25 protein-coding genes are annotated in these 26,143 nt (G+C 60.8%); 8 read left to right on the forward strand and 17 right to left on the reverse strand.

Annotated elements, in window-relative coordinates; genetic code table 11:
* Nucleotides 1-159 precede the first annotated feature (159 nt).
* From purU to hmgA, 4 genes are all read right to left on the reverse strand, one after another.
* A complete protein-coding gene (gene purU, locus FKV68_RS18195; RefSeq protein WP_180939179.1) occupies nucleotides 160-1,044 on the reverse strand; it encodes a formyltetrahydrofolate deformylase in 885 nt (294 codons plus the stop codon).
* Nucleotides 1,045-1,204: 160 nt separating this feature from the next.
* The gene (maiA, locus tag FKV68_RS18200; RefSeq protein WP_180939180.1) at nucleotides 1,205-1,843 is read right to left on the reverse strand and encodes a maleylacetoacetate isomerase; all 639 of its coding nucleotides are present in this window, start codon (nucleotides 1,841-1,843) and stop codon (nucleotides 1,205-1,207) included.
* Nucleotides 1,844-1,879: 36 nt separating this feature from the next.
* A complete protein-coding gene (locus FKV68_RS18205) occupies nucleotides 1,880-2,896 on the reverse strand; it encodes a fumarylacetoacetate hydrolase family protein (RefSeq protein WP_180939181.1) in 1,017 nt (338 codons plus the stop codon).
* Between the two features lie 132 nt (nucleotides 2,897-3,028).
* On the reverse strand, nucleotides 3,029-4,390 hold the full coding sequence (gene hmgA / locus FKV68_RS18210) for a homogentisate 1,2-dioxygenase (protein WP_180939182.1): 1,362 nt from the start codon (nucleotides 4,388-4,390) through the stop codon (nucleotides 3,029-3,031).
* A gap of 78 nt (nucleotides 4,391-4,468) precedes the next feature.
* On the opposite strand from hmgA, the gene FKV68_RS18215 reads away from it, so the two are divergent.
* Entirely contained in the window at nucleotides 4,469-4,933 is a 465-nt protein-coding gene (locus FKV68_RS18215; protein ID WP_180939183.1) for a MarR family winged helix-turn-helix transcriptional regulator, read from the forward strand.
* Here the strand turns inward: FKV68_RS18215 and FKV68_RS18220 are convergent.
* Entirely contained in the window at nucleotides 4,930-5,409 is a 480-nt protein-coding gene (locus FKV68_RS18220; RefSeq protein WP_180939184.1) for an Lrp/AsnC family transcriptional regulator, read from the reverse strand. The genes FKV68_RS18215 and FKV68_RS18220 overlap by 4 nt on opposite strands.
* Before the next feature lie 132 nt (nucleotides 5,410-5,541).
* Here FKV68_RS18220 and hppD point away from each other — a divergent pair, with 132 nt between their 5' ends.
* A complete protein-coding gene (gene hppD / locus FKV68_RS18225) occupies nucleotides 5,542-6,654 on the forward strand; it encodes a 4-hydroxyphenylpyruvate dioxygenase (protein WP_180939185.1) in 1,113 nt (370 codons plus the stop codon).
* 77 nt (nucleotides 6,655-6,731) lie between these two features.
* On the opposite strand, the gene FKV68_RS18230 is transcribed toward hppD, so the two are convergent.
* Nucleotides 6,732-7,520 (reverse strand): helix-turn-helix transcriptional regulator, encoded by a 789-nt coding sequence (locus FKV68_RS18230; RefSeq protein WP_180939186.1) that lies wholly within the window; start codon nucleotides 7,518-7,520, stop codon nucleotides 6,732-6,734.
* 1,021 nt (nucleotides 7,521-8,541) lie between these two features.
* On the opposite strand from FKV68_RS18230, the gene FKV68_RS18235 reads away from it, so the two are divergent.
* From FKV68_RS18235 to FKV68_RS18255, 5 genes are all read left to right on the forward strand, one after another.
* Nucleotides 8,542-9,249 carry a fibrinogen-binding protein gene (locus tag FKV68_RS18235; RefSeq protein ID WP_180939187.1) on the forward strand — a complete coding sequence of 236 codons (708 nt, stop codon included), beginning with the start codon at nucleotides 8,542-8,544 and terminating at the stop codon, nucleotides 9,247-9,249.
* Between the two features lie 148 nt (nucleotides 9,250-9,397).
* Entirely contained in the window at nucleotides 9,398-11,527 is a 2,130-nt protein-coding gene (locus FKV68_RS18240; protein WP_180939188.1) for a hypothetical protein, read from the forward strand.
* 21 nt (nucleotides 11,528-11,548) lie between these two features.
* Nucleotides 11,549-13,654: a type I secretion system permease/ATPase gene (locus tag FKV68_RS18245; protein ID WP_180939189.1), complete on the forward strand. Its 2,106-nt coding sequence runs from the start codon at nucleotides 11,549-11,551 to the stop codon at nucleotides 13,652-13,654.
* Nucleotides 13,651-15,000 carry an HlyD family type I secretion periplasmic adaptor subunit gene (locus FKV68_RS18250; protein WP_180939190.1) on the forward strand — a complete coding sequence of 450 codons (1,350 nt, stop codon included), beginning with the start codon at nucleotides 13,651-13,653 and terminating at the stop codon, nucleotides 14,998-15,000. Before FKV68_RS18245 ends, FKV68_RS18250 begins: the two co-directional genes overlap by 4 nt.
* An 11-nt stretch (nucleotides 15,001-15,011) precedes the next feature.
* Entirely contained in the window at nucleotides 15,012-15,506 is a 495-nt protein-coding gene (locus FKV68_RS18255; RefSeq protein ID WP_180939191.1) for a hypothetical protein, read from the forward strand.
* An 8-nt stretch (nucleotides 15,507-15,514) separates the two neighbouring features.
* On the opposite strand, the gene FKV68_RS18260 is transcribed toward FKV68_RS18255, so the two are convergent.
* The 3 genes from FKV68_RS18260 to FKV68_RS18270 all read right to left on the reverse strand — a co-directional run bounded on the left by FKV68_RS18260 (nucleotide 15,515) and on the right by FKV68_RS18270 (nucleotide 17,279).
* Complete coding sequence (locus FKV68_RS18260; RefSeq protein ID WP_180939192.1) at nucleotides 15,515-16,339, reverse strand: bifunctional allantoicase/(S)-ureidoglycine aminohydrolase; 825 nt, start codon at nucleotides 16,337-16,339, stop codon at nucleotides 15,515-15,517.
* Nucleotides 16,340-16,408: 69 nt separating this feature from the next.
* The gene (locus tag FKV68_RS18265) at nucleotides 16,409-16,744 is read right to left on the reverse strand and encodes a hypothetical protein (protein ID WP_180939193.1); all 336 of its coding nucleotides are present in this window, start codon (nucleotides 16,742-16,744) and stop codon (nucleotides 16,409-16,411) included.
* 31 nt (nucleotides 16,745-16,775) lie between these two features.
* Nucleotides 16,776-17,279 (reverse strand): hypothetical protein, encoded by a 504-nt coding sequence (locus FKV68_RS18270; RefSeq protein ID WP_180939194.1) that lies wholly within the window; start codon nucleotides 17,277-17,279, stop codon nucleotides 16,776-16,778.
* Between the two features lie 309 nt (nucleotides 17,280-17,588).
* Here FKV68_RS18270 and FKV68_RS18275 point away from each other — a divergent pair, with 309 nt between their 5' ends.
* On the forward strand, nucleotides 17,589-18,116 hold the full coding sequence (locus FKV68_RS18275) for a tetratricopeptide repeat protein (RefSeq protein ID WP_180939195.1): 528 nt from the start codon (nucleotides 17,589-17,591) through the stop codon (nucleotides 18,114-18,116).
* A gap of 173 nt (nucleotides 18,117-18,289) precedes the next feature.
* Here FKV68_RS18275 and FKV68_RS18280 read toward each other — a convergent pair whose 3' ends face one another.
* The 8 genes from FKV68_RS18280 to FKV68_RS18315 form a co-directional block, all read right to left on the reverse strand.
* Complete coding sequence (locus FKV68_RS18280) at nucleotides 18,290-18,862, reverse strand: hypothetical protein (protein ID WP_180939196.1); 573 nt, start codon at nucleotides 18,860-18,862, stop codon at nucleotides 18,290-18,292.
* Nucleotides 18,863-19,049: 187 nt separating this feature from the next.
* Nucleotides 19,050-20,354, reverse strand: a complete 1,305-nt coding sequence (locus tag FKV68_RS18285; protein ID WP_180939197.1) for an ATP-binding protein — start codon at nucleotides 20,352-20,354, stop codon at nucleotides 19,050-19,052.
* Between the two features lie 15 nt (nucleotides 20,355-20,369).
* Nucleotides 20,370-21,317: a type II secretion system F family protein gene (locus FKV68_RS18290; RefSeq protein WP_180939198.1), complete on the reverse strand. Its 948-nt coding sequence runs from the start codon at nucleotides 21,315-21,317 to the stop codon at nucleotides 20,370-20,372.
* A 7-nt stretch (nucleotides 21,318-21,324) separates the two neighbouring features.
* On the reverse strand, nucleotides 21,325-22,278 hold the full coding sequence (locus FKV68_RS18295) for a type II secretion system F family protein (protein ID WP_180939199.1): 954 nt from the start codon (nucleotides 22,276-22,278) through the stop codon (nucleotides 21,325-21,327).
* The gene (locus FKV68_RS18300) at nucleotides 22,275-23,729 is read right to left on the reverse strand and encodes a TadA family conjugal transfer-associated ATPase (protein WP_180939200.1); all 1,455 of its coding nucleotides are present in this window, start codon (nucleotides 23,727-23,729) and stop codon (nucleotides 22,275-22,277) included. Before FKV68_RS18300 ends, FKV68_RS18295 begins: the two co-directional genes overlap by 4 nt.
* 20 nt (nucleotides 23,730-23,749) lie before the next feature.
* Complete coding sequence (locus FKV68_RS18305) at nucleotides 23,750-24,319, reverse strand: L,D-transpeptidase (RefSeq protein WP_180941559.1); 570 nt, start codon at nucleotides 24,317-24,319, stop codon at nucleotides 23,750-23,752.
* A 29-nt stretch (nucleotides 24,320-24,348) separates the two neighbouring features.
* The gene (locus FKV68_RS18310) at nucleotides 24,349-25,491 is read right to left on the reverse strand and encodes a pilus assembly protein (RefSeq protein WP_180939201.1); all 1,143 of its coding nucleotides are present in this window, start codon (nucleotides 25,489-25,491) and stop codon (nucleotides 24,349-24,351) included.
* Between the two features lie 27 nt (nucleotides 25,492-25,518).
* The gene (locus FKV68_RS18315) at nucleotides 25,519-26,091 is read right to left on the reverse strand and encodes a TadE/TadG family type IV pilus assembly protein (protein ID WP_246452587.1); all 573 of its coding nucleotides are present in this window, start codon (nucleotides 26,089-26,091) and stop codon (nucleotides 25,519-25,521) included.
* Nucleotides 26,092-26,143: the final 52 nt, after the last annotated feature.

Genomic DNA, 26,143 nt, shown 5'->3' on the forward strand with positions numbered 1-26,143 from the left:
CTGACCTCCCAGGCGTGGGCTTGACGGATGAGAAGCGTGGCGCCCCCTCGTCCCCTCTCCCTGCGTGCGGGAAGAGGGCTAGGGTGAGGGGCCGATCGCCTGCACTTCATTCAATCCGAGAACGACTATAGCCGCAGGATGCGGCGAGGCAATGGTGCCTCAGCCCATCCGTTCGGAGGCATAGCTTCCCGGGCTCGGCGGGAAGACGACGACGCGGTTGCCGTTGATGAAGCAGCGGTGGTGGATATGGGCGTGGACGGCGCGGGCGAGCACCTGGCTTTCGACGTCGCGGCCGATCGAGACATAGTCCTCGGCGCTTTGCGCATGGGTGATGCGGGCAATGTCCTGCTCGATGATCGGACCCTCATCGAGGTCGGCGGTGACGTAATGCGCCGTCGCGCCGATCAGTTTCACGCCGCGCTCATAGGCCTGCTTGTAGGGGTTCGCGCCCTTGAAGCTGGGCAGGAACGAGTGGTGGATGTTGATGATCTTGCCCGACATCTTCTTGCAGAGCGCATCGGACAAGACCTGCATGTAGCGGGCGAGCACGATCAGTTCGGCGCCGGTCTGCTCGACGAGTTCCATCAGCTGGGCTTCCGCCTTCGGCTTGTTCTCCTTCGTCACCTTGATGCAGTGGAACGGGATGTCGTGATTGACGACCACCTTCTGGTAGTCGAAGTGGTTGGAGACGACGCCGACGATGTCGATCGGCAGCGCGCCGATCTTCCAGCGGTAGAGCAGGTCGTTCAGGCAATGGCCGAAACGCGACACCATCAAAAGCACCTTCATCCGCTCTTCGGAATCGCGGATTTCCATCGTCATCTCGAAACGCTTGATAACCGGTGCAAAGCCTTCGCGCAGTTCCTCCAGCTTCGCCCCGTCCTGGCTGATGAAGCTGAGCCGCATGAAGAAGAGCCCCGTCTCGAGATCGTCGAACTGCGAGCTGTCGCTGATGTAACAGCCCTTTTCGGCAAGATAACCGGTGACGGCGGCGACGATGCCGCGAGTGGATTTGCAGGTGACGGTCAGCACGTAGCTTTTCATCGATGGATCTCTCTCTAGAGGTGTTTCCGGCCCCCTTTTGCGGGCAGTCACGCGAAAACTAGCGTGACGATTTCAGGCCCGCCGATCCATTCGCGACATCGGCTGGACGGAACAGGCCACGGCGAACCGTTCAGAATGGCGAATTTTGAGAGGCTCGGTCTTAACGGCTTGCGCGGTCAGGATGTGCGCGTGCGAAGGCGTCGATCTCGGCGCAACGCGCGTCGATCGCGACGATCCTTGGGCAAGCGGAGAGATCGACGCCCCAGCGCCGCGCGTTGTAGACCTGCGGCACAAGGCAGAAGTCCGCCATGGTCGGCCGGTCGCCGTGGCAGAACGCTCCGATGGACGGGTGATCGAGCATGCGCTCGAAGGCAGCAAGGCCTTCGCCGATGAACTTGAGCATCCAGGCGCGCCGTGCCGCTTCGCCGTCCTCGGCAGAGGCCATGACATAACCAATCACCCCGAGATTGCAGATGGGATGGATATCCATGGCGATGGCATGGGACAGCGCCCGCACCCGCTGCCGGCCGATCGCGTCGGCGGGCAGAAAGCCGCTGCCTTCCCTCGTCTCCGCCAGATACTCGATGATCGCCAGCGATTGGGTAAAACGTTCGCCATCGATATCGAGTACCGGCACCAGGCCTTGCGGATTGCGTGCCAGATGATCCGGCCCACGATGGGCCTTGGCGATGAGATCGACCGGAATGGAGGCGTAGGTCTCGCCGAGCTGATTGAGCGCGATCCGCACGCGATAGCTCGCCGACGAGCGCCAATAGTCGTAAAGAACCGTTTCGTTCACCCCGTTTGCCTCCGATCCGATCGGTTTCCCACTCCGTCAGGCGCGGACGGATTTTTCGACCGTCTGTTCGATGGCGCCGAAGATCGAATGGCCGGCGGCATCCTTCATCTCGATCCGGACCACGTCGCCGAATTTGAGGAACTGCGTTTTCGGAGCACCGCTGTCGATCGTCTCGATCATGCGCACCTCGGCGATGCAGGAGTAGCCGGCTCCCCCTGCCGCGACCGGCTTGCCCGGCCCGCCATCGAGCTTGTTGGAAACGGTGCCGGAACCGATGATCGTGCCGGCCGAAAGCGGCCGGGTACGGGCCGCATGCGCAATCAGTTGCGGAAAGTCGAAAGTCATGTCGACGCCGGCATTGGCGCGGCCGAACGGCTTGCCATTGAGGTCGACATTGAGCGGCAGGTGCAATTTGCCGCCGTCCCAGGCATCGCCCAGTTCGTCGGGAGTTACGGCGACCGGCGAGAAGGCGGACGACGGTTTCGACTGGTAGAAGCCGAAGCCCTTGGCGAGTTCGGCGGGGATGAGGCCGCGCAGCGAGACGTCGTTGACCAGCATGACAAGGCGAACCGCCCGCCGGGATTCCTCGAGGCTCGCTCCCATCGGCACGTCATCGATGATGACGGCGACTTCGCCCTCCATGTCGATGCCCCACGCCTCCTCGGCCATGATGATCGGATCGCGCGGCCCGAGAAAGCTGTCGGAGCCGCCCTGATAGATCAGCGGATCGGTCCAGAAACTTGCCGGCATCTCGGCGTTGCGCGCCTTCCTGACAAGCTCGACATGATTGACATAGGCCGAACCGTCGGCCCATTGATACGCCCGCGGCAAAGGCGAGGCCGCATCGTGCTCGTGAAAGCGCATCGTCGGCTGGGATCCAGTCTCCATGCCTTCCGCGACACGCGCAAGCCGTGGGCCTGTATGCGCCCAATCGTCAAGCGCCGCCTGCAGCGTACGGGCGATATGGCCCACCTCGGAGCAACGGGTCAGGTCTTTCGAGACCACGACGAGCCTTCCGTCGCGGGTGGAGTCTTTCAGCGTCGCAAGTTTCATGGAGTGGTGTTTCCCGATGTGTTCTGTTGATCCGCGCCGGGCGGCGCGGATGGAGGCTCACTACAGCGTCCTTTGCGCGTCTTAAAAGACGCGCGGCGCTGTAGGCAGCATGTCACGGTTCCTCACCGGATGTCACTTGATTCCGGGCGTGCCGTCGAATTTCCGTTCGAGCCCCGACCAGCAGTCGATGTAGTCGTCCTGCAGGGTCTCGAGCTCCGCGGCGAACTTCGTCAATTGCTGCGGGAATCGGGTCTCGAACATGAAGGCCATGGTGTTGTCGAGCTTCACCGGCTTCAGCTCCCCGTTCGATGCCTTCTCGAAACCGGTGAAGTCCGGCCCGTGTGGCAGCATCATGTTGTGCAGGCTCATGCCGCCCGGCACGAAGCCCTCCTCCTTGGCGTCGTAGCGCCCATAGATCAGCCCCATGAACTCGCTCATGATGTTGCGGTGGTACCAGGGCGGACGGAAGGTGTGTTCGGCGACCAGCCAGCGCGGCGGGAAGATGACGAAATCGACATTGGCCGTGCCCTCCTCGCCCGAAGGGGCCGTCAGTACGGTGAAGATGGACGGATCCGGGTGGTCGAAGAGGATCGCGCCGACCGGAGAGAAGGTTTTCAGGTCGTATTTATAGGGCGCGTAGTTGCCGTGCCAGGCAACGACATCGAGCGGCGAATGGCCGATTTCGGTGACATGGAAGGAGCCGCACCATTTCACATGGACGCGGCAAGGCATTTCCTTGTCTTCGTAGGCAGCGACCGGCGTCTTGAAATCACGTGGATTGGCGAGGCAATTGGCACCGATCGGCCCGCGATCCGGCAGCGTGAACTTCGCGCCGTAGTTTTCGCAAATGTAGCCTCGCCAGAGCTTTTCCTCGCTGAGCCGGGTGACCTTGAACATCGTCCCGCGCGGTACGACGCAGATTTCCGACGGTTCGACGTCCATCTTGCCGAGTTCGGTGAAGACGCGGATGGCGCCGGTTTCCGGCACGATCAGCAACTCGCCGTCGGCATTGAAGAAATAGTCGTTGACCATGTCGGCATTGAAGACATAGGTGTGGGCCGCCATCCCCGCCTGCGTCAGGACATCGCCGGCGGTCGTCATGGTACGGATACCTTCGAGAAAATTCAGCTTTCCCGAAGGCGTCGGCAACGGGCTCCAGCGCAGTTGACCGAGCGCCAGTGAATGCTCGGCAACGTGCGGCGCGGTCTTCCAATGCGGATAGTCGATCTTCTTGAAACGTCCGGTGTGCTTGACGCTCGGGCGAATGCGGTAGAGCCAGGAGCGCTCATTGGTGCCTCGCGGCGCGGTGAACGGAGAACCGGAAAGCTGCTCCGCGTATAGTCCATATTCGCATTTCTGCGGGCTGTTCTGGCCTTGCGGCAGGGCGCCCGGCAGACTCTCGGTCTCGAAGTCGTTGCCAAATCCGGGCATGTAGGAGAGCGCCCGTTCCGCGACCGTGCCGGCTTCGCCTTGCTTTTCCGCCTTTTCCAACATGGCTTGAACCTCCTCGTTTCCTCGGTATATTGGTTGCAATCGTAACTATTGATTTTGTAACTATCAAGGAAGGAAGCGATGGCGCGGGATGAGTTCGAACTGGAGAGCTTCCTGCCCTACCGGCTCAACCGGGCGGCGGAATTCGTCGCGCTGCGCTTTGCGGCGCAGTACCGGGCGCGCTACCAGCTCACCCGTCCGGAATGGCGAACGCTCGCCGCACTCGGCAGCTCCGGCCGCAGCATGACGGCGACCGAGATCGGCGCGCATTCCAGCATGCACAAGACGAAGGTGAGCCGCGCCGTCTTCAGCCTCGAACAGCGCCGCTGGCTGAAGCGCGAGGAGGACGGTCGCGACCGCCGTTTCGAGCATCTGGCGCTGACGCCCGCGGGTGAGCAGGCCTACAAGGAACTGACCGAGCTCGCCAGCCGCTATCAGGCCGAGCTGCTTTCGATGCTCGGAACGGAGGACATGAAGGCACTTTCCACGGGCTTGCGCGGCGTCGAACGTGCGATGAAGAAATCGGCCACGCCAGAAGGCGGCTAACCCTTCACCCGCTCCGGTATCGGCAGCCCTTCAAAACTCTTCAGCGTTTCGAGCACGATCGACGTCTTCACGTGCTGGACGCTGTCGTGCGGCAGCAGCACGTCGTTGACGAAACGTGAAAGCCCTGCGAGATCCGGTGTCACGACACGTAGGTGATAGTCCATCTCCCCTGTCAACGCGTAGGCCTCCAGCACTTCCGGCAAACCGGACACGAGCTTTCCGAAACGCTTGGCGTTGTCGCGATTGTGCGTGGCGAGCGTCACCGAGATCACCACCATCAGATCGAGCCCCAGCTTCTGCCGGTCGATCTGCGCCTGATAACCGGTGATATAGCCCTCCGTCTCCAATCGTGACCGCCGCCGCGAACATTGGGATGGGGAAAGCGCGATGCGCTCGGACAATTCGTTGTTGGTCAGATGGCCATCGCGCTGCAGTTCGCCGAGGATCTTGAGATCGAATCCGTCAAGCTGCTCCATTCATGCGTCCTCGCCTGCCCTGCCGCACAATTCATGCGTTGACTCACCAAAAACACGCAAGAATACAAGCATCATGCATCGGATCTGCGCCATACTCCAGCAAAGTTTGGAAGAATGAAGAGGAGGTTTCCGATGGGCCCGTTTCCGCACGACGCACCACCCCCAAAGATCAGCGCGGAGAATCCCGCCGGGACGGACGGCTTCGAATTCGTCGAATTCGCGCATCCCGAGCCGGAGAAGCTGAAGGAGCTCTTCGCGCGCATGGGATATGCGGCCGTCGCCAAGCACCGGACGAAGGACATCACTGTCTGGCGGCAGGGTGACATCAACTACATCGTCAACGCCGAGCCGGGCTCCCATGCCATGCGCTTCGTCGACAAGCACGGTCCTTGCGCCCCGTCGATGGCTTGGCGCGTCGTCGATGCGAAGCATGCGTTCGAACACGCCGTTTCCAACGGTGCCGAGCCTTACACCGGCAACGACAAGTGCCTTGATGTTCCGGCAATCGTCGGTATTGGCGGCTCGCTCCTCTACTTCGTCGAAACATATGGCGACAAGGGCTCGGCCTATGACGCCGAGTTTGAATGGCTGGGCGAGCGCGATCCGAAGCCCACCGGCGTCGGTTTCTACTATCTCGACCACCTGACCCATAACGTCTATCGCGGCAATATGGACAAGTGGTGGGCGTTCTATCGTGAACTGTTCAACTTCAAGCAGATCCACTTCTTCGACATAGACGGCCGCATCACCGGCCTCGTCAGCCGCGCAATCACCTCGCCTTGCGGCAAGATCCGCATCCCCTTGAACGAATCCAAGGACGATACCAGTCAGATCGAGGAATATCTGAAGAAGTACAAGGGCGAAGGTATCCAGCACATCGCGGTCGGAACCGAAGCGATCTACGACGCAACCGACAAGCTTGCGGAAAATGGTCTCAAGTTCATGCCCGGCCCGCCGGAGACCTACTACGAAATGTCACGCGAGCGTGTCCACGGCCATGACGAGCCGATCGACCGGATGAAGAAGCACGGCATCCTGATCGATGGCGAAGGCGTGGTGAATGGCGGCATGACGAAGATCCTGCTGCAGATCTTCTCGAGAACCGTTATCGGACCGATCTTCTTCGAATTCATCCAGCGCAAGGGGGATGAGGGCTTCGGTGAGGGTAATTTCCGCGCCCTATTCGAATCGATCGAGGCCGATCAGATCCGCCGCGGCGCACTTGGACCGCAGGCCGCCGAATAGGTTTCAGTGCCGAGAATGCAGAAAGGCCCCTCGCCGGCAGCGAGGGGCCTTTCGTTTGATGACGCCTCGGATGCTCGTCAGTTCCAGCGGGAACCAAGCCGCACTTCCGACATACCGCGGTCCGCCTCATGCGTGAAATAGCGGGAGGCGGCCTCCGTCCGGTTACGCACGTTCATCTTCTTGTAGATGTTGCGCACATGGACCTTGACGGTGTTTTCCGACAGGCCGAGACGATCGGCAATGATCTTGTTCTGTGTCCCCATGCAGATCAGATCGAGAATCTGCACCTCGCGCGCTGTCAGCACGCCCATGCCTGCATCGCGTTTCGGCTCCGGGGCAACAAAGGCTTCGACGACCGCTTCCCGCCGGACGCGAAGAGCTTCGCCGGCGAGCCTTACCGGAGCAAGGCGCCTAAGCAGCGCCGCCGGAAAATGTTCGCCGCCCTTCATCAGAAGATCGATGACGGTCAGGCAGACGTCCAGATGCAGATTGAGAGGCAGCACGCCGTGAATCAGTCCTTCATCGACAAAGCCAGCGATCGATGAATCGAGCGCCTCCGCATCCTCCACCACAAGCCCGATCGCGGCCTTCGGGTGGAATTCATGGATCATCCTGAGAACGGACGGAAAGGTCGCCACCGGTAAGCGATAAAGCATGACCAGCCTGACGTCGACGAGGTTGCCGTCAAGCAGGCTTTCCGGATCGGACAGACTGACTACATCCTGGCCCTGAAACCGCCCCCCGACCGCCTGCATCAGGCATTCAGCGAACAGGTCCACCTTGGCGAGCATTACGATCTTACTTTTCGTAGGTAATACTTTGTTGTTGTCTTCAAAATCGCTCAGGTCCGAGCTCGTACGGTACATTTATCCCCTCCTTGGGAAATTCCCATTTATTTTAATGGGTGTTCCAACCCCACTTGGAGCAGCCCGCGTTTGAAAAATTTCTTCAAATACTGCGCAATAATAACGAATAAAAAATTCGCTATAGCTAATGTATCGTAAAGATGGGGGAGGCGAAACCACCCAAAAGGGTTAGATGCTCGTCGGGTTCGCGTCTAAATCGTTCGAAAACGAACCAATTTTGGGCTAGTCGGCTTCGAAAGGGCGCTGAGCCAGGCACCCCTGGTTTTCGAGGGGGAATTCCAGGCGATCGCTGCCACTGGAAAAATGGTGGTGCGGTGGATGCCAGCCTTCGCTCGGACCGCGATGCGCGGCGCATGGGCGAGCCACGGGCATAGCTACAACGGATTATGCGCTACCCCCATCGAAGGTGGTAGATGCAGCATAAGACAACCAAAATTGGCATGCCACGGTTTTGCCGCGTGTACGCGACAGCGTCGTGCGAGCCAGCCTAACAATTTGAATTAGCCTATGAATTCCTATTGCTCGCCGATAGCCCGTATGACTGCAGGCCCCACCGCAAATAGAACCCCTCTCAAACGCAGTGTGCCAGATTCACAAGTATTAACATTACGTTAACCGCACTGATCGGCAAGGTGAAAGATTCAAAAAAGCCATTGAATACAAGAGACTAACCACAATTGATGTCTTTTACTCCTCCGCATTCGGGCTCACACTACCATCGTCGCGCTGGAGTTTGCACGACCCACGGACTGCTCTTGTATCATGCGTCGCAGCCGCGGAGTACATATATCGAGCTGCTACTCGACATATGATGTAACCAGTATTTGTAGTACGTAGCAATTTATGTCGAAGTACATACAAGCAATTATACTATGAATACAAAGGGAATATATCGGAACCCAACAGGCGAATTATCTTTTATAACGATTCGTCTGAACTTCAAAAGAGAGCCAGCTCCGCAAGAATCCTATAAAAGATGAAAGGGTTTCGGCGCTGGCTCCCTCTGCGAAGGGAGTTGTAGATGACCGATACCCCGTTAAAGGATTTTCGGGCCGACGACAGTATCAACACCGATGACGACTTGAAAGTTGGCGCGCTTGCCGACGGGCTTGCGAATGGCAGCGTCAATGTCCCGAAAGTCGACTTCGACGCGCCGAGCCATCGCAGCATTGCCGACGGCAACACCACCAGCAAGTTCGACGCAAAGGAAACCGTTGACCACCGCGACACCCATCCCTCCGTCAGTGAACCTCCTGCACTGGACGACACCAGCGGTTTCGGCAATGTCGGCATCGGGGCTGATGTCACGTTCGATCTCGGCGACGACCTTTCTTTCAGCTTGAACCTCGATCGCATCCTCGAGCATTCGCTGAGTGCCGTCGGCAGCGACGCCGGTTTCACCATCGTGCAGGCAAACACCCTCGCTGATCAGGACCATGCCTATAGCGTCAAGATGAGCAACGCCAATGCCGACAACGCTCCGCATGCGGATGGCGGGCATGCGGAAAGCGGCGACGGCATGCACTTCGGCACGAGCTCCGACTGGGATCTCAAGGCCGGCCACGAGCTTGATGCCGGTGCCAAGGCCGATGCGTCCGCGACCCTTGCAAACGGGGATTTCCATCAAGAGATCGTTCAGGGCGCGAACCTCCTTAGCAACGCCGTCGACGCCAATGTCGTCGGCGGCGACTTGCACGTGACGTCTATTGGGCAGGACAGCGACGGTTGATTGATCCTTGGAGACGAAGGCATGTGTGCTGGCTGGCCGCACCGGTGCACAGATGGATGGTTGATTTGGGGTCGGTTCAACGCGCCTTGGCAATCGCCGGTCGGCCCGCCGAGGTCTCCCTTTGCTGCCGGAGGGAAGGATCGGGGTAATGCACGCGGAGAAGGTCAACGAAATCGTCGCGCATTTCCTTGGGCTGTTCGGGACGGCGACCGATGAGGCACGCATAAGGCATCAATATCTGCAGGGAAGCGAAATCTGGAAGCCCGCACCCGAGGACACCGGCGGCGACACGCCGTTACCCCAGTTCAAGTGCTCTTTCGAACTGAAAGACTACGATCCGGACATTTCCTATCAACCATCCGGCTACCGGCTCGACGGCTTCGATTTCGTCGGGCGCACGCAATTCGCCGACGACCACGCCCCGGATCCGGTCTCGCTGGACGGCTTGGTCGTCCAGCCAACACTTTTCGACACCGTGGCCGGTCCGTCCGACATCGTACCGGACCACGCGGCAATGCATCATGCGGGACCACAACATGCGCCGATCGTCGAGGAGAGCCCGGATCCGGGCAGCGGCCAAATCCTGCAGGTCAATCTCATTCACGATGACGACGTCCTCAACATGAGCGGTTCACCGATGGACGCCGGTGACACGAGCTACGTCACCGAAAAGCTCGCGGAATACGTCGCGGAAGCAACGAGTGCCTCACCGCTCGCGCAATTGAGCCAGATCGACAGTGTCGATGCGCTTTCGGCACTTGCCGCGAATCTCAAGGCCCTCGCTGCGACGGTGCGTGCCGAAGAGCCGCAGACGCCGAACGATCCCGCTACGCCCGTGGACCATATGCCGGTCCCGTCGCTTGGAACGGTCGCGCCGGTCGATCTGCCGGAAGACGACGGCGGTACAACGGTTCTCGCAGCGGACGACATCGAAGGCGTCCATGTGAACGGCACGCCTGTCGAGGTTCTTCCCGAACTCGCCGACTTCCTGCCCGTTGGTCACTCCACCGCACTCCCATCCGCCGGCGCAAACGATGTCGACGAGGCGGTTCAGCCGGACAGCAACAGTGGCGGCACGCTGGACGTCGAGGCGGGAGCCAACACGGTCGGCAGCTTCGCAAGCATCGTCAGTGGCAGCGCAGCGGCATCGGTCACGGTCGTGATGGGCGATTACCACCAGATCGACGTCATCTCGCAATCCTACGTCTACGCCGATAACGGCAAGGTGAATGGCTCCTTCGCCGAGAGCGCTCACGAAGCCGTCTCGCAAACCATCGCCATGAACATCGCAAATTTCGAGCATCACGATTTCGAGGCGCCGGCACGCGAGACAGCAGACACCGCAGACCAATTGTCGGCCTTCCCGACGAGCTGGCGCGTCGACGTCGTCGAGGGCGATCTGTCGATCGTTCACTGGATCGAACAGTATAATTTCGTCAGCGACAACGATACCGTCGCGATCACGACCAGCGGCGTGGAAACGACCGTGCTCACGGGGGGAAACGCTGCGGTCAATTTCGCCTCGTTCCTCGATTTCGGCACTCAGCACGACCTTGTGATCGTAGGCGGCCATATCCTGGACATGAACATCATCAGCCAGGTCTCGGTCCTCTACGACAATGATCAGATCCAGGGCATCTCCGCCGGCAACGGCATCATCCTCGATGAAAGCGGCAATCTCGTCTGGAACAGCGCATCGATCGAAAACATCGGCGACAACGAGCGCTTCGAGGGCGTGCCGGACTATATGCACCAGGCCGTCGACAATATTCGCGAGGGCACGAACGACCTGCCGGAAGCACTGGCGCACGATCAGGACTTCGCGGGCTACACGGGCCTGCGTGTCCTCTACATCACCGGCAATCTCTATGACGTCAACGTCATCAAACAGGTCAGCATTCTCGGTGACGCCGACGCAGTCACCTACACCGCCGTCAAAGCTCCGGAAGGGACCGATACCGAAGTGACCGTGCACGTCGGCGACAATGCGGTGGTCAATGTCGCCCAGATCATCGACTACGACAGCTTTGGCCACACGACCTATGTCGGCGGCGAGCTCTATTCCGATACCATCCTTATCCAGTCCGGGATTGTCGACATCGGCCGGGATGGCGACACGTTGAACTTCCAGCCGGACGGGCTCGTAAACGAGGTGATTGCATTCGTCGGCGAAGACGATCCGGCACCGGGCCTCGGCGAGCACGCCGGCGATACCGCCAACGAGACGTCGTGGTGCGACAATCAGTGGAACGACGTCATGCACACGGTGCTGACATAACGGCGATCGCGAGGGAGTGCCATGAACCACCTTTCCAAACGGTATGTCGGTGAAGGCAAACCGTTGTCGCACTCCGCACCGGAGCTGAAACTACCTGGCACGCCCAAAGTTTCCGTCGATCCCATCAACAATGTCTGTGAGGAACCGAAAGAGTCCGATGAGGACGCAGAAGGCCCATCGCCGCCTCGGGAGCAGCCGGGCAGCGAAAAGAAAAAGACACGCGGCAGCGAAGGCGGCAAGAACGATGCGCTCAAGAGCCTGCCCAGTCGGCCGTTATCGCCGACGATCAACAACGAACCCGGCCCTTTCAGCGAGGGTGAGCGCCGTCCGACCGCGCGTGACACCGGCGGGAAGTCCGCAGCCGACAATGGCGGAGAGGGAAAGGACACGTTTCACAGGCGCACGGGGCCGGTAAACTTCGCTGCAAGCCTGCAAGACTGCCTGGCTGCCGTCCGGCACAACATGCTGATCGTTGTCGTCTTCACTGTCGCGATCAACATTCTCGTCCTCGCCATCCCGATCTACCTGTTCCAGATTTCCGACCGGGTGCTGACAAGCCGGTCGCAAGATACGTTGCTCATGCTGACGATCGCCGTCCTCGGCGCCATCGCTCTGCAGGTCATTCTTGACGCCATTCGCCGCTTCATTCTGATGCGGACCGCAGTCGAGATCGAAGTCCAACTCGGCGCACCGATCCTTAGCGCCGCGGCGCGGGCATCTCTGCACGGCAACGGACGAGACTACCAGGTGCTGAGCGACCTGCAGCAGCTTCGCGCCTTTATCACCTCCGGTACGCTGATCTCGTTCCTTGACGCACCTCTGACCCCGCTCTTCGTCGTCGTCGTCTATCTGATCCAGCCACAGCTCGGGCTGATTGTCGTCTCGTGCTGCATCGTTCTTTTCATCATTGCCTATCTCAACCAGAAAGCGACGACGCGCTCGTTCAGCGAGGCCAACAGCTACCTCGGCCGCGCGAATTTTCATCTCGATTCGATGTCGCGAAATTCGCAGATCATCAATGCGCTGGCGATGATTCCGGAGGCGGTGAAGATGTGGGGGCACGAGACGGCCGGCTCGCTCAAGGCGCAGGTCTATGCCCAAGACCGCAACATCATGTTCGCCGGCGCCTCGAAGGCGGTGCGCATGTTCACCCAGGTGGCGCTCCTCGGCTGGGGCGCGCATTTGGCGATGATGGGACAACTGACGGGCGGCATGGTCATCGCCGCTTCCATCATCGCGGGCCGTGCGCTCGCTCCGGTCGAAGGCGCGATCGAGGGCTGGAACCAGCTCAATCACTCGCGCACGGCCTATGGCCGGATCAGGCAACTTCTCCTGGGTTCGCCGCTGAATTTCCCCCGGCTGCGCTTGCCTAACCCGGAGGGCCGGCTCGATGTCGAACGCATCCTCTTCGTGCCGCCGCCACAGAAGCGCGTGATCCTCAACGGCATATCGTTCTCGCTCGCCAAGGGAGAAGCGCTTGCCATCATCGGCAACTCGGGCTCCGGCAAGACGACGCTCGGCAAGATGCTGGTCGGATCGATTCTGCCCACATCCGGCAGCGTCCGGCTCGATCTCATGGACTTGAGAAACTGGGATCAGCGTCAGTTCGGCGAAAGCATCGGCTATCTGCCGCAGGACGTGCAGCTCTTTCCCGGCACGATCAAAGCGAACATCTGCCGCATGCGCGACGATGTCGACGATGCCATGATCTACGACGCGGCCGTGCTCGCGGACGTGCATGACCTGATCGCCACGTTCCCACAGGGCTACGAGACAGTGGTCGCTGCAGACGGCGCTCCCCTTTCAGGCGGACAAAAGCAGCGGATTGCCCTCGCGCGAGCCTTCTTCGGCAATCCCAAATTCGTCGTCCTCGACGAGCCGAACTCGAACCTCGACAGCAATGGCGAGGCCGCTCTCGCCCGTGCGATTCTTCATGCGAAGAACCAGGGCATCACGACCGTGACCATCACCCAGCGCCCGGCCCTTTTGCAATGCGTCGACAAGATCATGGTCCTCAATGAAGGGACCGTCGCGATGTTCGGCGCGCGAAACGAAGTTCTCGCCGCGCTTGGCGGGGCGCCGAACCATGACGGAGCACAGCCTCGTATTCGCGGAGGTCGCCAATGAGCCCGAGCAGGAAAAGCTCCGATCCGCACAATGCCGCGGAATGGTATTCCGAGGTCCCCCGCTCGATCAGGCTCCACAGCTTCGCCGGCCTAGCCCTGATCGCGGCGTCCTTCGGCGGCTTCGGCTATTGGGCCTTCGCCGCACCACTGGCAGCGGCGATCATCGCCCAGGGAAGTTTCGTCGCCAACGGCAACAACAAGATCATCCAGCACCTCGAAGGCGGCATCATCGAGCAGTTGCTGGTCGACGAAGGAGACAAGGTCAGAGCCGGAGATATACTGGTGAAGCTCGACCAGACCCCGGCGCGCGCCAATGCGCGCATGCTCAACCTCAAACGCCTTCGCCTGGAAGCGGTGGTCGCGCGACTTCGGGCGGAAGCGATGGGCAGCGACACCTTCAAGGTACCGGAGATCGTCGCCGAGCAGGCGGACGATGCAGATGTACGGGCGATCATCGAAAGCCAGAACGTCATTTTTCAGAGCAAGAAGATCAAGCTGCGGGACCAACTGAACCTCATCGACCAGAACATTCGCTCCCTCGAATTTCGCGCCAAGGGTTACGATCTGCAGCGGGCCTCCTTCAACAAACAGATGGAGATCCTGGCGGAGGAGCGCGAATCCAAGAGCAGGCTGGCCCAAAGCGGCCTGATCAGACGACCTGAGCTCCTGGCGCTCGACCGGGCGATCGCCGACGCGATGGGCGAGATCGGCCGGCTCGAATCGGAAGTGAGGGAAAGCCAGACACAGATCGATCGCTATCGCCAGGAAGCTGTCATTGCCATCAACACCAACAAGCAGACCGCGCTGGACGGCCTGGAAGGGGCCGAGGCCGACCTTGATGCCGTGCGCCAGCAGGCCCGCGAGGCGGCCGAGGTGCTCGACCGTGCCACCATTCGCTCCCCGGTCGACGGCACGGTCGTGCGAAGCTATTTCCATACCGCCGGCGGCGTGATCGCGACCGGCAAACCGATCATGGAAATCCTGCCAGCCAATGTGCCGCTGATCATCGAGGCGCAGGTGCTTCGAACGGCCATCGATCAGCTCAAGGTCGGCGAGGATGCAACGATACGCCTTTCCGCGCTGAACCGCCGCACGACGCCCGTTCTGAAAGGCAAGCTCTTCTATGTCTCGGCCGATTCCATCGAGGAAGTGGCCGGCGGGCAGCAACGCGATGTCTACATCGTCCGCGTGGAGGTGCCTGCCAGCGAGATCAACCGCATCCACGGCTTCCACCCGGTACCCGGGATGCCGGCCGAAGTCCTGATCACCACATCCGAACGAACGTTCTTCGAATATCTGACGAAGCCGATCACCGACAGCATGTCGCGGGCGTTCAAGGAGACCTAAGAGGTAACGTCATGGCGGCGGCCCAGGAAGTGCTTTTGCTGGTTGGTCGCCTGAACTACGTCTGGACCAACACCGAAAGCCTGCTGATTTACATCATCGCGCACCTGCTGAAGGTCGACAAGGAATCGGCCATCATCGTCTTCCTGACGCTGAACACCACACGCGCGCGCATCGACCTCACGGAGCGCCTGGCAAAGCTGCCGGCGACCCCACCCGAAACGCGCGACCAGGTCCTGTCGATCACCGAGCGCCTGAAACAGCAGTCGAAAATGCGCAACAAGTACAGCCACTGTATCTACTCCTTCGATGAGCAGGGAGAGATATCGAGCACGCAGCTGATGCGCCTGGTCGAGGACGACAAGGAGGTTCGCTACGGCAAGGTGGAGCAACTCGACGCGCGCGAACTGGCGCGTCTCGAAAACGCGATCCGCGAGATCACCGACATCAGCAAGGCGCTCTGGTCGTTCATCCGCTCACGCCCCAATTTCGACGAGCGGCTGATCTGAGGCCGGCCCTATCGCGACAGGCGCATATGCCGATTGACGTCCTTGTAGAGCAGATAGCGGAAATTGCCCGGACCACCGGCGTAGCAAGCCTGCGGGCAGAAGGCGCGCAGCCACATGAAATCGCCCGCCTCGACCTCGACCCAATCCTGGTTCAGCCGATAGACGGCCTTGCCTTCGAGAACATAGAGCCCGTGCTCCATGACATGGGTCTCCGCGAACGGAATGACCGCACCGGGTTCGAAGGTCACGATGGTCACATGCATATCGTGGCGCATATCCGCCGGATCGACGAACCGCGTCGTCGCCCATTTGCCGTCGGTGCCGGGCATGGGTGCGGGCGTGATGTCGGCCTCGTTGGTGAAGAATGCCTCCGGCGCATCGAGCCCTGCGACAGCCTCGTAGGCCTTGCGAATCCAGTGGAATCGCGCTGGTACACTCCCATGGTTGCGCAGCCGCCAGGCGCTCGCCGGGGGGATGAAAGCGAAACCGCCCGGGCGAAGCACGTGCGGCCGACCGTCGAGTTCGACGGTAACCTCGCCCTCCATGACGAAAAGGGCGCCTTCGGCCGCGGGATCGAGTTCAGGGCGATCGCTGCCGCCGCCCGGTGCGACCTCCATGATATATTGCGAGAATGTTTCGGCGAATCCGGAAAGCGGGCGCGATAGAACCCAGAGGCGCGTGTTTTCCCAGAAGGGAAGATAGCTTGTGACGATGTCCATCATCACGCCCTTCGGGATCACCGCATAGGCTTCCGTGAAAACCGCGCGCCCGGTCAGCAGTTCCGTCTGCGTGGGCGCGCCACCCTTCGGCGCGAAGTACGTCCGTTCAACCAATTCCTGTCCTCCACGACATTCAATTTCGGCGCTGACTGCATGTTTCCTGCAACGCTGTAGGGTTCACCGTTACATCTTCCATTGGAAAAATGCGATCTTGATCAGTGTCGTATCCTCAAAGGAGCCGATGAATAGCCCCCCTGTCGCGAAATCACTTTCTTCAAGGCCTGCGGAATGGCCATCTTGCGCATGGTCTGCCAACAGTGCAGGCCCGGCGGATGCGTGCTCATGCGCGGCCGCCATATCGAACACCTGGATACCAGCGAATTTCCGGACTTTCGCCGCACGCGAGTGAGAGATCGCTTTCGGGCGAGTGCAGGGCTTTGGCCCGAAAGAGGCTCGCAGATCGAGCCGGTTCATCACCCTTTGCGCGCCGATGCGGCCCCGCTCACGGTTGTCGGACATGGACGCGCAAGACGCAGCGCCGATGGTCGCGCTATTTTGCGCGGATACGCCTGATGATTGCGGCATGAGAGCAGACACATGCAGCGAGGACGAGGACAAAAAGCGCGGTCCCAAGCGGCGAATGGGCGAGCGGCAGGAGGGCCCAGTCGCCGCGCAGCATCTGCGGCAGCGAGAGCCCCGAAAGACCAGCCTGGGCGATTGCCGCTCGCATCATGGCAAGCGCGGTCGCGATCAGCGCGACATGCGCGTGGACGAAACCTATGCGCGGATATCGGTCTGGGCGGATCGCCAGAAGGATGCCGAAAAGTGCTGCAAGTAGCAGAATTGTAGCAGCACCCCAAAGCCCGATGCCTGGGACGGCGAGAAGCATGAAGACCGGTTCGCGCATGACCGGAAGTATCGTCATGTAGAGAAACCAGGCGGACTCGCTCGCGGGATAATTTGCGAGCAGAACCATGCTGCCCAGAAACATAGCCGCCAAGCCATAGGCGCCACAGGGGCCGAGCCTAAGAACCGTGAGAACTAAAGCGCGCATGCGTTGGCATCCCCTTTGACTGGAGCGCGGCCGCTCTGACACTCTTCGTATATAAGATGACGCTTAACTGGGGCTTACCGATCGTCGCTTTCCTGCTCGGACCGGCACGACCGATTACACAGGCAACTCGACCGGAACATTGCTCATCGTGTATGTGTCGGCAAATGCCGACGCGGGCCTCAGATACACGATGTGTCTCTTTAATGCGACTCGTTGTTTCAATTCTTCATTTATTAGCATTTTTTCAGGAAGATTTCCCGTGAGTGCTTGCATGCGCAAGGCTACGCTGCCCAAAAACTGGGGGAATGAATGGCAACTTCTCAGGTCAGATCACGGATCAGATGCCTTACCTTGTTACTTGCGGGCGGGTTTGCGCTGGCCGGCTGTCAATCAGCTGCTTTCGATGACATAGCGGCGTTCGGCGACAGTGCGAAAACCCTCGAAGATGATTCGGCCGTCGCCTTCTACAAGAACGATGAGTTGGTAACGACGGGAAAGCTGCAGTTCCAGGAAAAGAACTACGGCAAGTCCTATGCCATCTACAAACGCGCCGTTGCGGTCTTCCCCAAGGATCCGTCCGCCTGGTTGGGCTTCGCCGCCTCCGCCGACATGATCGGCCGGTTTGATACCTCCGACCGTGCCTACCAGCAACTCTCCGGCATGATCGGCAACACGGCGGTCTACTACAACAATATCGGATATTCGCACCTTCTGCGGGGCGACTTGCCCAAGGCCCGGCGCTACTTCCTGAAGGCGTACGAACTCGATCCGACAAACGAGACCACGGCCCGAAACCTGGAACTCATGAAAAACAGCGTGAGGTTCGCGCAGCGATAGGGCCGAGAAAAGACAAGCCGTTTTGAAGCGTCCGGATCGGGACCATAGCCTATGAAGGGAAGCTCCGCTCCGACTGATCCATCTTCACGCGACTCTCGCAGAAGCCACCCCCTCGCGAAAATCTACAGCGCCGCGCGTCTGATCAGATGCGCAAAGGACGCATGCAGTAAGAACTACCGCACCTTCCGCAGAATAAGTTTGCCCTCGGGCGAGACCGATCGCTCGTAATGCGGCAAGTCCGCAACGGATACGCCGTCGGCATCGGCCAAGGCGAGGCTGTCATCCGCGGCCTCAAGTCCGACGGAGACCGTGGTCCCTGATGGCTCCAGCCGTTGTGTCACGCTCTTTCCGGGCGCGCTCATGATCAGGCTTCCGCCGGAGGCAACCAGACCGGAACGCATGCCGGCATCAAAATCGGCGACTTGTTTGCGTAGGCTTTCCAAACGCTGGCGGACGATTGCCACGTCCTCGCCCTTGGCACTTCTGGCTATGTGCCGGCCCTGCTTGTCGACCAGCTCTTTCAGGCCGTCGATCGAGCGCTTGAGCGCGGCAAGCGTCTCGCGGCTTTCGCGCACATCGGCAGCATTCTTCGCCGTGTAAAGGAGAATGCCGGCATTGATCGGTAGCAGCAACAGCGCAATCGCAATCAGGGAGGCGCCTTTCGAACGGCTCGGCTCTTTCGCCGGCCGCTCGCCGCGTTGCCTCGCGCCGTCAGGTTCGACATCGACATCCGGAATAGTGGTCATTCGCATCACTCCGCCGCAAGCAGGGCCAAGTCCCTGAAGTTCATCGCATCAGTATTTCAGGTATTCCTTAATAACACACGCAACCTACAGCACCGCGCGTCTGATCAGACGCGCAAAGGACGCTGTAGCACTTTGAATTGGTGCATGTTTTTGTCCTTAAATCGACTGCGATTGAAGGAAACATGCACTAGTCCAGCGTGAACACACCCTCCCACGCCCGCTCCAGCATTCCCAGCGAAGCCACCTTCGGCATCGTGTTGAACTCGCAATAGGACCTGATGAAATCCAGCAGGTACTTCGGGTGGTAACAGGACGCCAGCGATGCGCCGCAGTACTTACGCTCATAGAACAGGTGCAAATCACTGGCCTTTATCTCTACCGCGACTTCGCGTGCATAAGTCTCGAAGATCCGGATATATTCGTCCTTCGAGGGGTTATTCACAAATATCTTGTACTTGAGGCGCCGCAGACCCGCCTCGTCGGAGAGATCCTTCGGGGCGATATTGGTCGAGAAAACCACAAGCTCATCGAACGGGACCTTGAACTTCTTGCCCGTATGCAGCGTGAGAAAGTCGTATCCGCGCTCGAGCGGCACGATCCAGCGATTGATCAGCGCCTGCGGCAGCACCTGCTGGCGGCCGAAATCGTCGATGATGAACACGCCTCCCGAGGCCTTCAGGTGCAGCGGGGCCTCGTAGACGTTCGAGCCGTCGCTGAAGGCCAAATCGAGGAGGTCGAGCGTCAGTTCGCCGCCGGTCTTGATCACCGGCCGCCGACATTCGACCCATCGCTGGTCGGCCTTGGGATACGGATTTCCCGACGCCTCGGAAACCGGCCGGTGCACGGCCTCGTCATAGAAGCTGATCACATAGCCGCCGACCTCGACAGCATAGGGCACCCAGATCGTCTGGACAAACAGCCGCGCGGAGCGTTCGGCGATGCTGGTCTTGCCATTGCCCGGCGGTCCGTAAAGCAGGATGGACTGTCCCGAATTCATGGCCGGACCAAGCTTGTCGACGAGCGACGGCGATAGCACCAGCCCCTCGAGGCTTTCGATCAACCGGTCTTGGGTCACCCGCTCATGGTGGATCGACTGCAATCCGAGCTGCCGGCAGAAGGCGTCGAGCGACACCGGCGCCGGTCCGACATATTGCGATTGCCGCAACGCCGCCTGCGCGTATTCGAGACCCTTCGTCGAAAGGGCGTAGCGGATGTCCGATTTGACGTCCTCGCCGGCGAGCCCTCTCGCTTCGAGGAAGGCAAGCTTCACCAGCTCCTTGACGAGCTGATTGACCACCGCTTTCGGCAATTTCATCCGGCCGGCGAGATGCGACGGGGTGACGGTATCCTGCTCGGCTGCGCATTTTGCTGCCAGGCGCAGCATGAAGGACAGTTCGAGGCCGGTTTCCCCCACGCCAGCGGGTGCCAGCGGCATTCGGGGATCGAACGTCAGCGCGAGGTCTTCACGGCCTTGATCGGGCGAATAGTGCATGGAGACCTCGCTGTTTTAACCGCCGGGCTTGAGGCCGGAGAGAAGACTGACGACACGAATGACGATGGGCACGAGCACGATGATGAGGCTCACTGGAAACAGGAAGGCGCCGAGCGGCAGCAGCATCTTGATCGGCAGGGCATTGGCCTTCTCCTCGGCCCGCACCACCCGAAGGTCGCGCATTTCCTTGCTGTAGACGCGCAGCGTCTGGGTCACGCTGGTTCCCAGTTCCTCCGACTGGCGGAAGAGCACGGAAAGCGCACGCGCCTCGTCGATCCGCAAACGCGCCGCTAGGTTGGCCAAGGCCTCGCGCAGCCGGCGTCCGCCGCGCACTTCCAGCATCATGATCGAAAGATGCAGGCCGAAATCCTTGCGCTTATCGACGAATTCCCGGGCGACGCGGTTGGCCGCCGCTTCCAGGCTCATGCCGGCGTCGAGGCAGACGATCAGCATGTCCATGAAATCGGGAAACAGCCGGCGATATTCCCGCTCCTTCGCGTCACCGCGCCGGTCGATATAGATATTGACCAGAACAAAGGTGATGCCGGCCGCAAACATCGCCATCACGAGGATGGCGAACTGTGACAGTTCGGGAAGGAAGCGGCCGAGAGCCCAGACGGTGACGGCCACAATGCCCAGACACACGACGGCGCGGATTACCTGAAACACCGTCACTGCGTTGGCGCTGAAATAGCCGGCACGGATCAGCCGGTTCTGGGTGGAATTCGCGTTGGTGTCGCGTCGGGTGATCTCGAAATAGCGGCGGATCAGACGATTTTCGGCCTCGCCGAGATCGGCGATTGCGGCGTCTCCCAGCTGGAATTCTTCGCTACCCGCCTTCGCGCTCGTTTCCGACAGCCGGACGCCGACCTCGCGCCGCCGGAAGATCAGTTCGGACGCTGCGCCGGAAAAGATCAGCACCGAGAAGAAGACGATGAGGTAGATCCCGTACTCGCTCGACATCGCCGCCTCAGTACTCGAAGTTGACCATCTTGTAGAGAATGACGTTTCCGACCGCCATGATGGCGAGCAGCACGGTGACGACGATCGTCCCGTAGCCGCTATCCCAGACGGGGTCGAAATAGGTCGGCGAGAGCGCCTTGATCAGCGCGTAGAGAAGGAACGGATAAAGCGACATGAAGATCGCGGTGATGCGCCCTTCCGACGAGATCGCCTTGACCTTGGCCTTCAGCATCGACCGGTCGCGCAGAGTCTTCGAAAGGTTCTGCAGGATTTCGACGAGATTGCCGCCGGTCCCGGCCTGCACGCTGAGCGAGATCGCCAGGAGGTTCAGGTCCTCGACACCGACGCGGTCGGAAAGATTGACGAGCGCGTCGTCGAGCGTCACCCCATAGGTCAGTTCATCTGACAGCAGGCCGAACTCGCTGCCGATCGGATCGGGCATTTCGCGCGCGACGAGCGCGATCGCCGCCGGCAGCGGATGCCCGGCCGCAAGGCTTCGATTGGCCACATCGAGCGCTTCGGGAAGCTTTTCCGTAAACTTGCGCATGCGGCTCGCCCGTGCACGCCAGACGAGAAGCACGGGAACAAGGAGGCAGACCGCGAGAAAAACGGGAATCCGGATCAGGTTGCTCGGCACAAGGAACTGGACGACAAACCAGACAAAGAGTGCGCCCGCGACCGCAAAGAGCAGAAATCGCTTCGCATCGAACTTGATGCCGGACTGGGTGTAGAACTGCCTCAGCCGCTGCATCAGGGGAAGCGATCGCCAGTCCTCGCCGGCACCGCGCTGCTTCAGCATGTCGCGGTAGGCCTTGCCGTGATCCTCGCTGCCATCGAGCAGGCTCAGTCGACGGTTCACCGCCCTGTGGCGTTCGGACGTCCGGAAGTAGCCACGCAGCAGGGCTTCGGCGGAAATCAGCGCCGCGATGAACACGGCCACGTAAAGCAGGATGAGCGTCATGATTGGGCAGGCCCCGTTTGCAATGGTCTGCCGGGTTCGAAGATCGCGGCCGGCACCGCGATCCCGAGTTCGGCGAATTCCTCGACGAAGCGCGGGCGCAGGCCAGTCGCGCGGAATTCGCCCTGGATGCGGCCGTCCTCTCCCGTGCCCGTCTTCTTGAAGCGCATGATCTCCTGCATCTGGACGACCTCGCCCTCCATGCCGGTGATCTCGGAAACCGAGACGATCCTGCGGCTGCCGTCGCTCAGGCGCTGTACTTGAACGATGAGCGTGATGGCGGAGGCGATCTGCGAGCGGATGCTGAGCTGCGACATCGGCATGCCGGCCATGCCGACCATCTGTTCCAGTCGACCGACCGCATCGCGCGGCGTGTTGGCATGGATGGTCGTCATTGAGCCTTCGTGGCCGGTGTTCATCGCCTGCAGCATGTCGAACGCCTCCTCGCCACGGACCTCGCCGACGATGATCCGGTCGGGCCGCATGCGAAGCGCGTTTTTCAGGAGTTCGCGCTGGCGAACCTCGTTGCGGCCGTCGAGCGTCGGCGGCCGGGTTTCCATCCGGCCGACATGCGGCTGCTGGAGTTGCAGTTCGGCCGCGTCTTCGATGGTGATCAGGCGCTCTGCCGGCGAAATCTGCGACGAGAGGGCATTGAGCAGCGTGGTCTTGCCCGAGCCGGTGCCGCCCGAAATGATCATCGACACCTTGCCCTTGACCGCGGCGCTCAGGAGGATGCGCATGGCGTTCGCCATCGCGCCGTTTTCGACGAGGCGCTCGAGCGTCAGCGGCTTGCGGGTGAACTTGCGGATCGAAACAAGCGGGCCGTCGACGGAGATCGGCCGGATCGCGACGTTGACGCGCGAACCGTCCTTGAGGCGGGCATCGACCATCGGCGTCGATTCGTCGACGCGGCGACCGACAGCCGAGACGATCTTGTTGATCACCCGGAGCAGGTGATCCTCATCCTTGAAGCGGACGGCGGTGCTCTCGAGCCTGCCGCGCCGTTCGACATAGACGCTCTTGTGGCCGTTGATCAGGATGTCGGCGATGGTCTCGTCGGCGAGCAGCGGCTCGATCGGCCCGAGGCCGAGCATCTCGTCGGTGATGTCGCGGATCAGGTCGTTGATTTCCACCGCATTCAGCGGGAAATTGTTGCGCCGGATATAGTCCTTGACGAGCGGCCTGATCTCGGTCGCGATCTCTTCGTTGTCGAGCGTGTCGAGAATGCCGAGGTTGATCCGGTCCAAGAGATAGCGGTGCAGGTTGACCCGTTCGGCGACCATATCCCGGCCGAGCGGCGTATCGTCTTCGGCCACGGCAGACGCAACGGCGGCTTGAGCGACCGGGGCGGCCACGTTCGCGGCCGGGCCGGCGGGAGGCGCATCGGCGCTTTCCGGGAACTCACGCTCGTCCGGCTGCTGCTTGTAGAAACGTCCCATGAACCCGGTTGCCATCAGCCTTTCACTCCGTTCGACTATTTCACGATCACCGTCGTTCCGACTTTCACTCGGTCGTAGAGATCGATGACGTCGGCATTGCTCATGCGGAAACATCCGGAGGACGCAAAATCGCCGACCGTTGACTGCTCGTTCGTCCCGTGAATGCGGTAGAGCGTGTCGGCCTTTCCCCGGTAGAGATAGATCCCGCGCGCGCCCATCGGATTGAGCGGCCCGGCCGGGACCAGTTCGGGAAGCTCCGGCGCGCGCGCCTTCATCTCGGCCGGCGGCCGCCAGTCGGGCCATTCGGCCTTTCGGCCGACCTTCACGACACCGCTCCAGCGGAAGCCGTCGCGGCCGACGCCGATCCTGTAGCGGATCGCCCGGTTGCCGGAGACGACGAGATCGAGCGTTCGGTTGTCGCTGACGATGACGATCGTGCCGGCCGGGTAGTTCTGCTCCGCGGTCACCACGACCCCCGTGGCCGGCCCCAGGCTTCGCGGCACCAGGCCGGTCGCCAGAGCCGCGACCGGGGAAGCCGCAAGAGCGAGCGCGGCGGCTATGAAGATCGCCCGTAGAGGCGCTCCGCCCGTGCGCCGCGCCGGCATTTCCTCGCTGCCCATCCGCATGTGTGCCATCATCGGACAAGCGCTCCGAGCTTGTTGACGGCCTTGCAGAAGCCGGAGCGCGCGTTCACCTCGAAGGGCAGCACGCCGCGGTTCAGCGCTTCGCTGAGCGTATCCCAGTCATAGGCAACGATATGGGCGTGCGTGTCCTTGAAGACCTTGTCCACCTGCTGCCGGCGCACGCCGAGACTGAAGAGCTTGGTGCGATATTTGTTGATGACGACGAAGATCGAATCCGCATTGCCGCGCAGCCGCACAAGGTTGAGGAAGAGATCCTTCGCCTGGTGGAGTGCCGGGATCGTCATTTCGGTCACGATGTAGACGCTGTTGACCGATGAAAGCACGTCGGTTTTCCACGGCGTCTCGTAATAGGGTATGTCGATGACCGTGTGATCGCTCTCGAAGGCCGCGACGTCCAGCATGCGCAGCACCAGTTCGGCGCCCTTGGCCGCGAGAAGCACCGACGGCTGCTTGAACGACAGCAGGGAAAAGCCGCCCGAGTGACGCTTGCGCACCAAGTCGATGAATTCGAGATCGACGCGCGACGGATTGGTGATGACCGGCTTCAGGTCGTAGTCGCTGACGAGGTTGAGATAATAGCCGAGCGACCCGGAGGAAAAATCCATGTCGAACAGATCGACGCGCGGCGCGGCGTTTTTCGTGGGCTGGGCAAGGGCATGGGCAAGCGACGAAGAAATGACGCTGGCGCCCGCGCCGCCAACGGCGGAGACGACCGCGTGGACCCGGCTGTCGGAGGCCCCGCTTCCCGGTGCATGCGTCGAGATCATGTCGATCAGCGAACGGCGCTCCAGCGGCTTCTTCAGCCAATCGTTGCCGTTCAACCGGAAGAGCAGCCGCAGCATTTCATTCGGCAGATCTTCCGAGACGACGACGAGCGGAATGTCGCGATGGCGTCCGCGGAAGGCAAAAAGCTCCGGACGGTTGAGCATTTCGCCGTTGTCGACGTCGAGAACGATCAGGTTGAATTGCGTCGGATCGAACCGCGCCGCCTCGCCAAGCGCCTTCAGCGCCATATGGCGTACCTCGTAACGAGACAACGAGCCGAAGGTGTCGAGCATGAAGCTCGCAGCCGCCGCGTCGTCGGAGAGGACAAGGATCTTGGTGGATGCTGCGAAGTTCATATGAGCTGTCATCTCGCTTTCCCACGCATTATCAAGGGTTCAGCAGGTTGAGCACGTCTTCAGGTCTTCGGTGGTGATCGTCACCGGATGGGCGGGAATGGTAATGTCATTGAGTCCGAGCAGACCGCCGAGCATCGGCAGGTCAAAGGTGATGTTGCGGACTTCCAGCCGCATGGTCAGCACCGGCCCCTCGGGCCGACCCCAATAGCCGAGGCCCGAGCGCTGATAGGTCACCACCAGATTTGCCGGCTGGATCCGCCAGTTGAGATCGCAGATGCCGGGGCGCGGGTCGCCGACCGCACAGTCGCCGTCGCTCCCCGTGACGATCCGGGTCAATTCGGCGCTGCAATTCGCAAGAGCTGGCCCGCAAGTGGAGGAGATCGCCGAATTGTTGGGTGTCGCCGTCCCGTTGTTCAACGGATTGTCCGCTTCCGCCGGGAAGACCTCGTCGAAGTCCGAAGTCAGCGGATCGGAAACGGCCGCAAGCCGAGCGCCATATTGCAGCGCCTTGACCGTCTGGTTCCACTGCGACATGGCGTAGCCGAACTCGACGAAGGCGGCGAATACCAGCAGCACGATGGGAAACGTGAGCAGGGCCTCGGAAAGCGCAATGCCGCTTTCGTCCTGGCGGAACCCGGTCTTCCGCGTCGGAAAGACCGATCCA

It is taken from the genome of Sinorhizobium mexicanum (genome assembly GCF_013488225.1).
GTDB lineage: Bacteria > Pseudomonadota > Alphaproteobacteria > Rhizobiales > Rhizobiaceae > Sinorhizobium > Sinorhizobium mexicanum.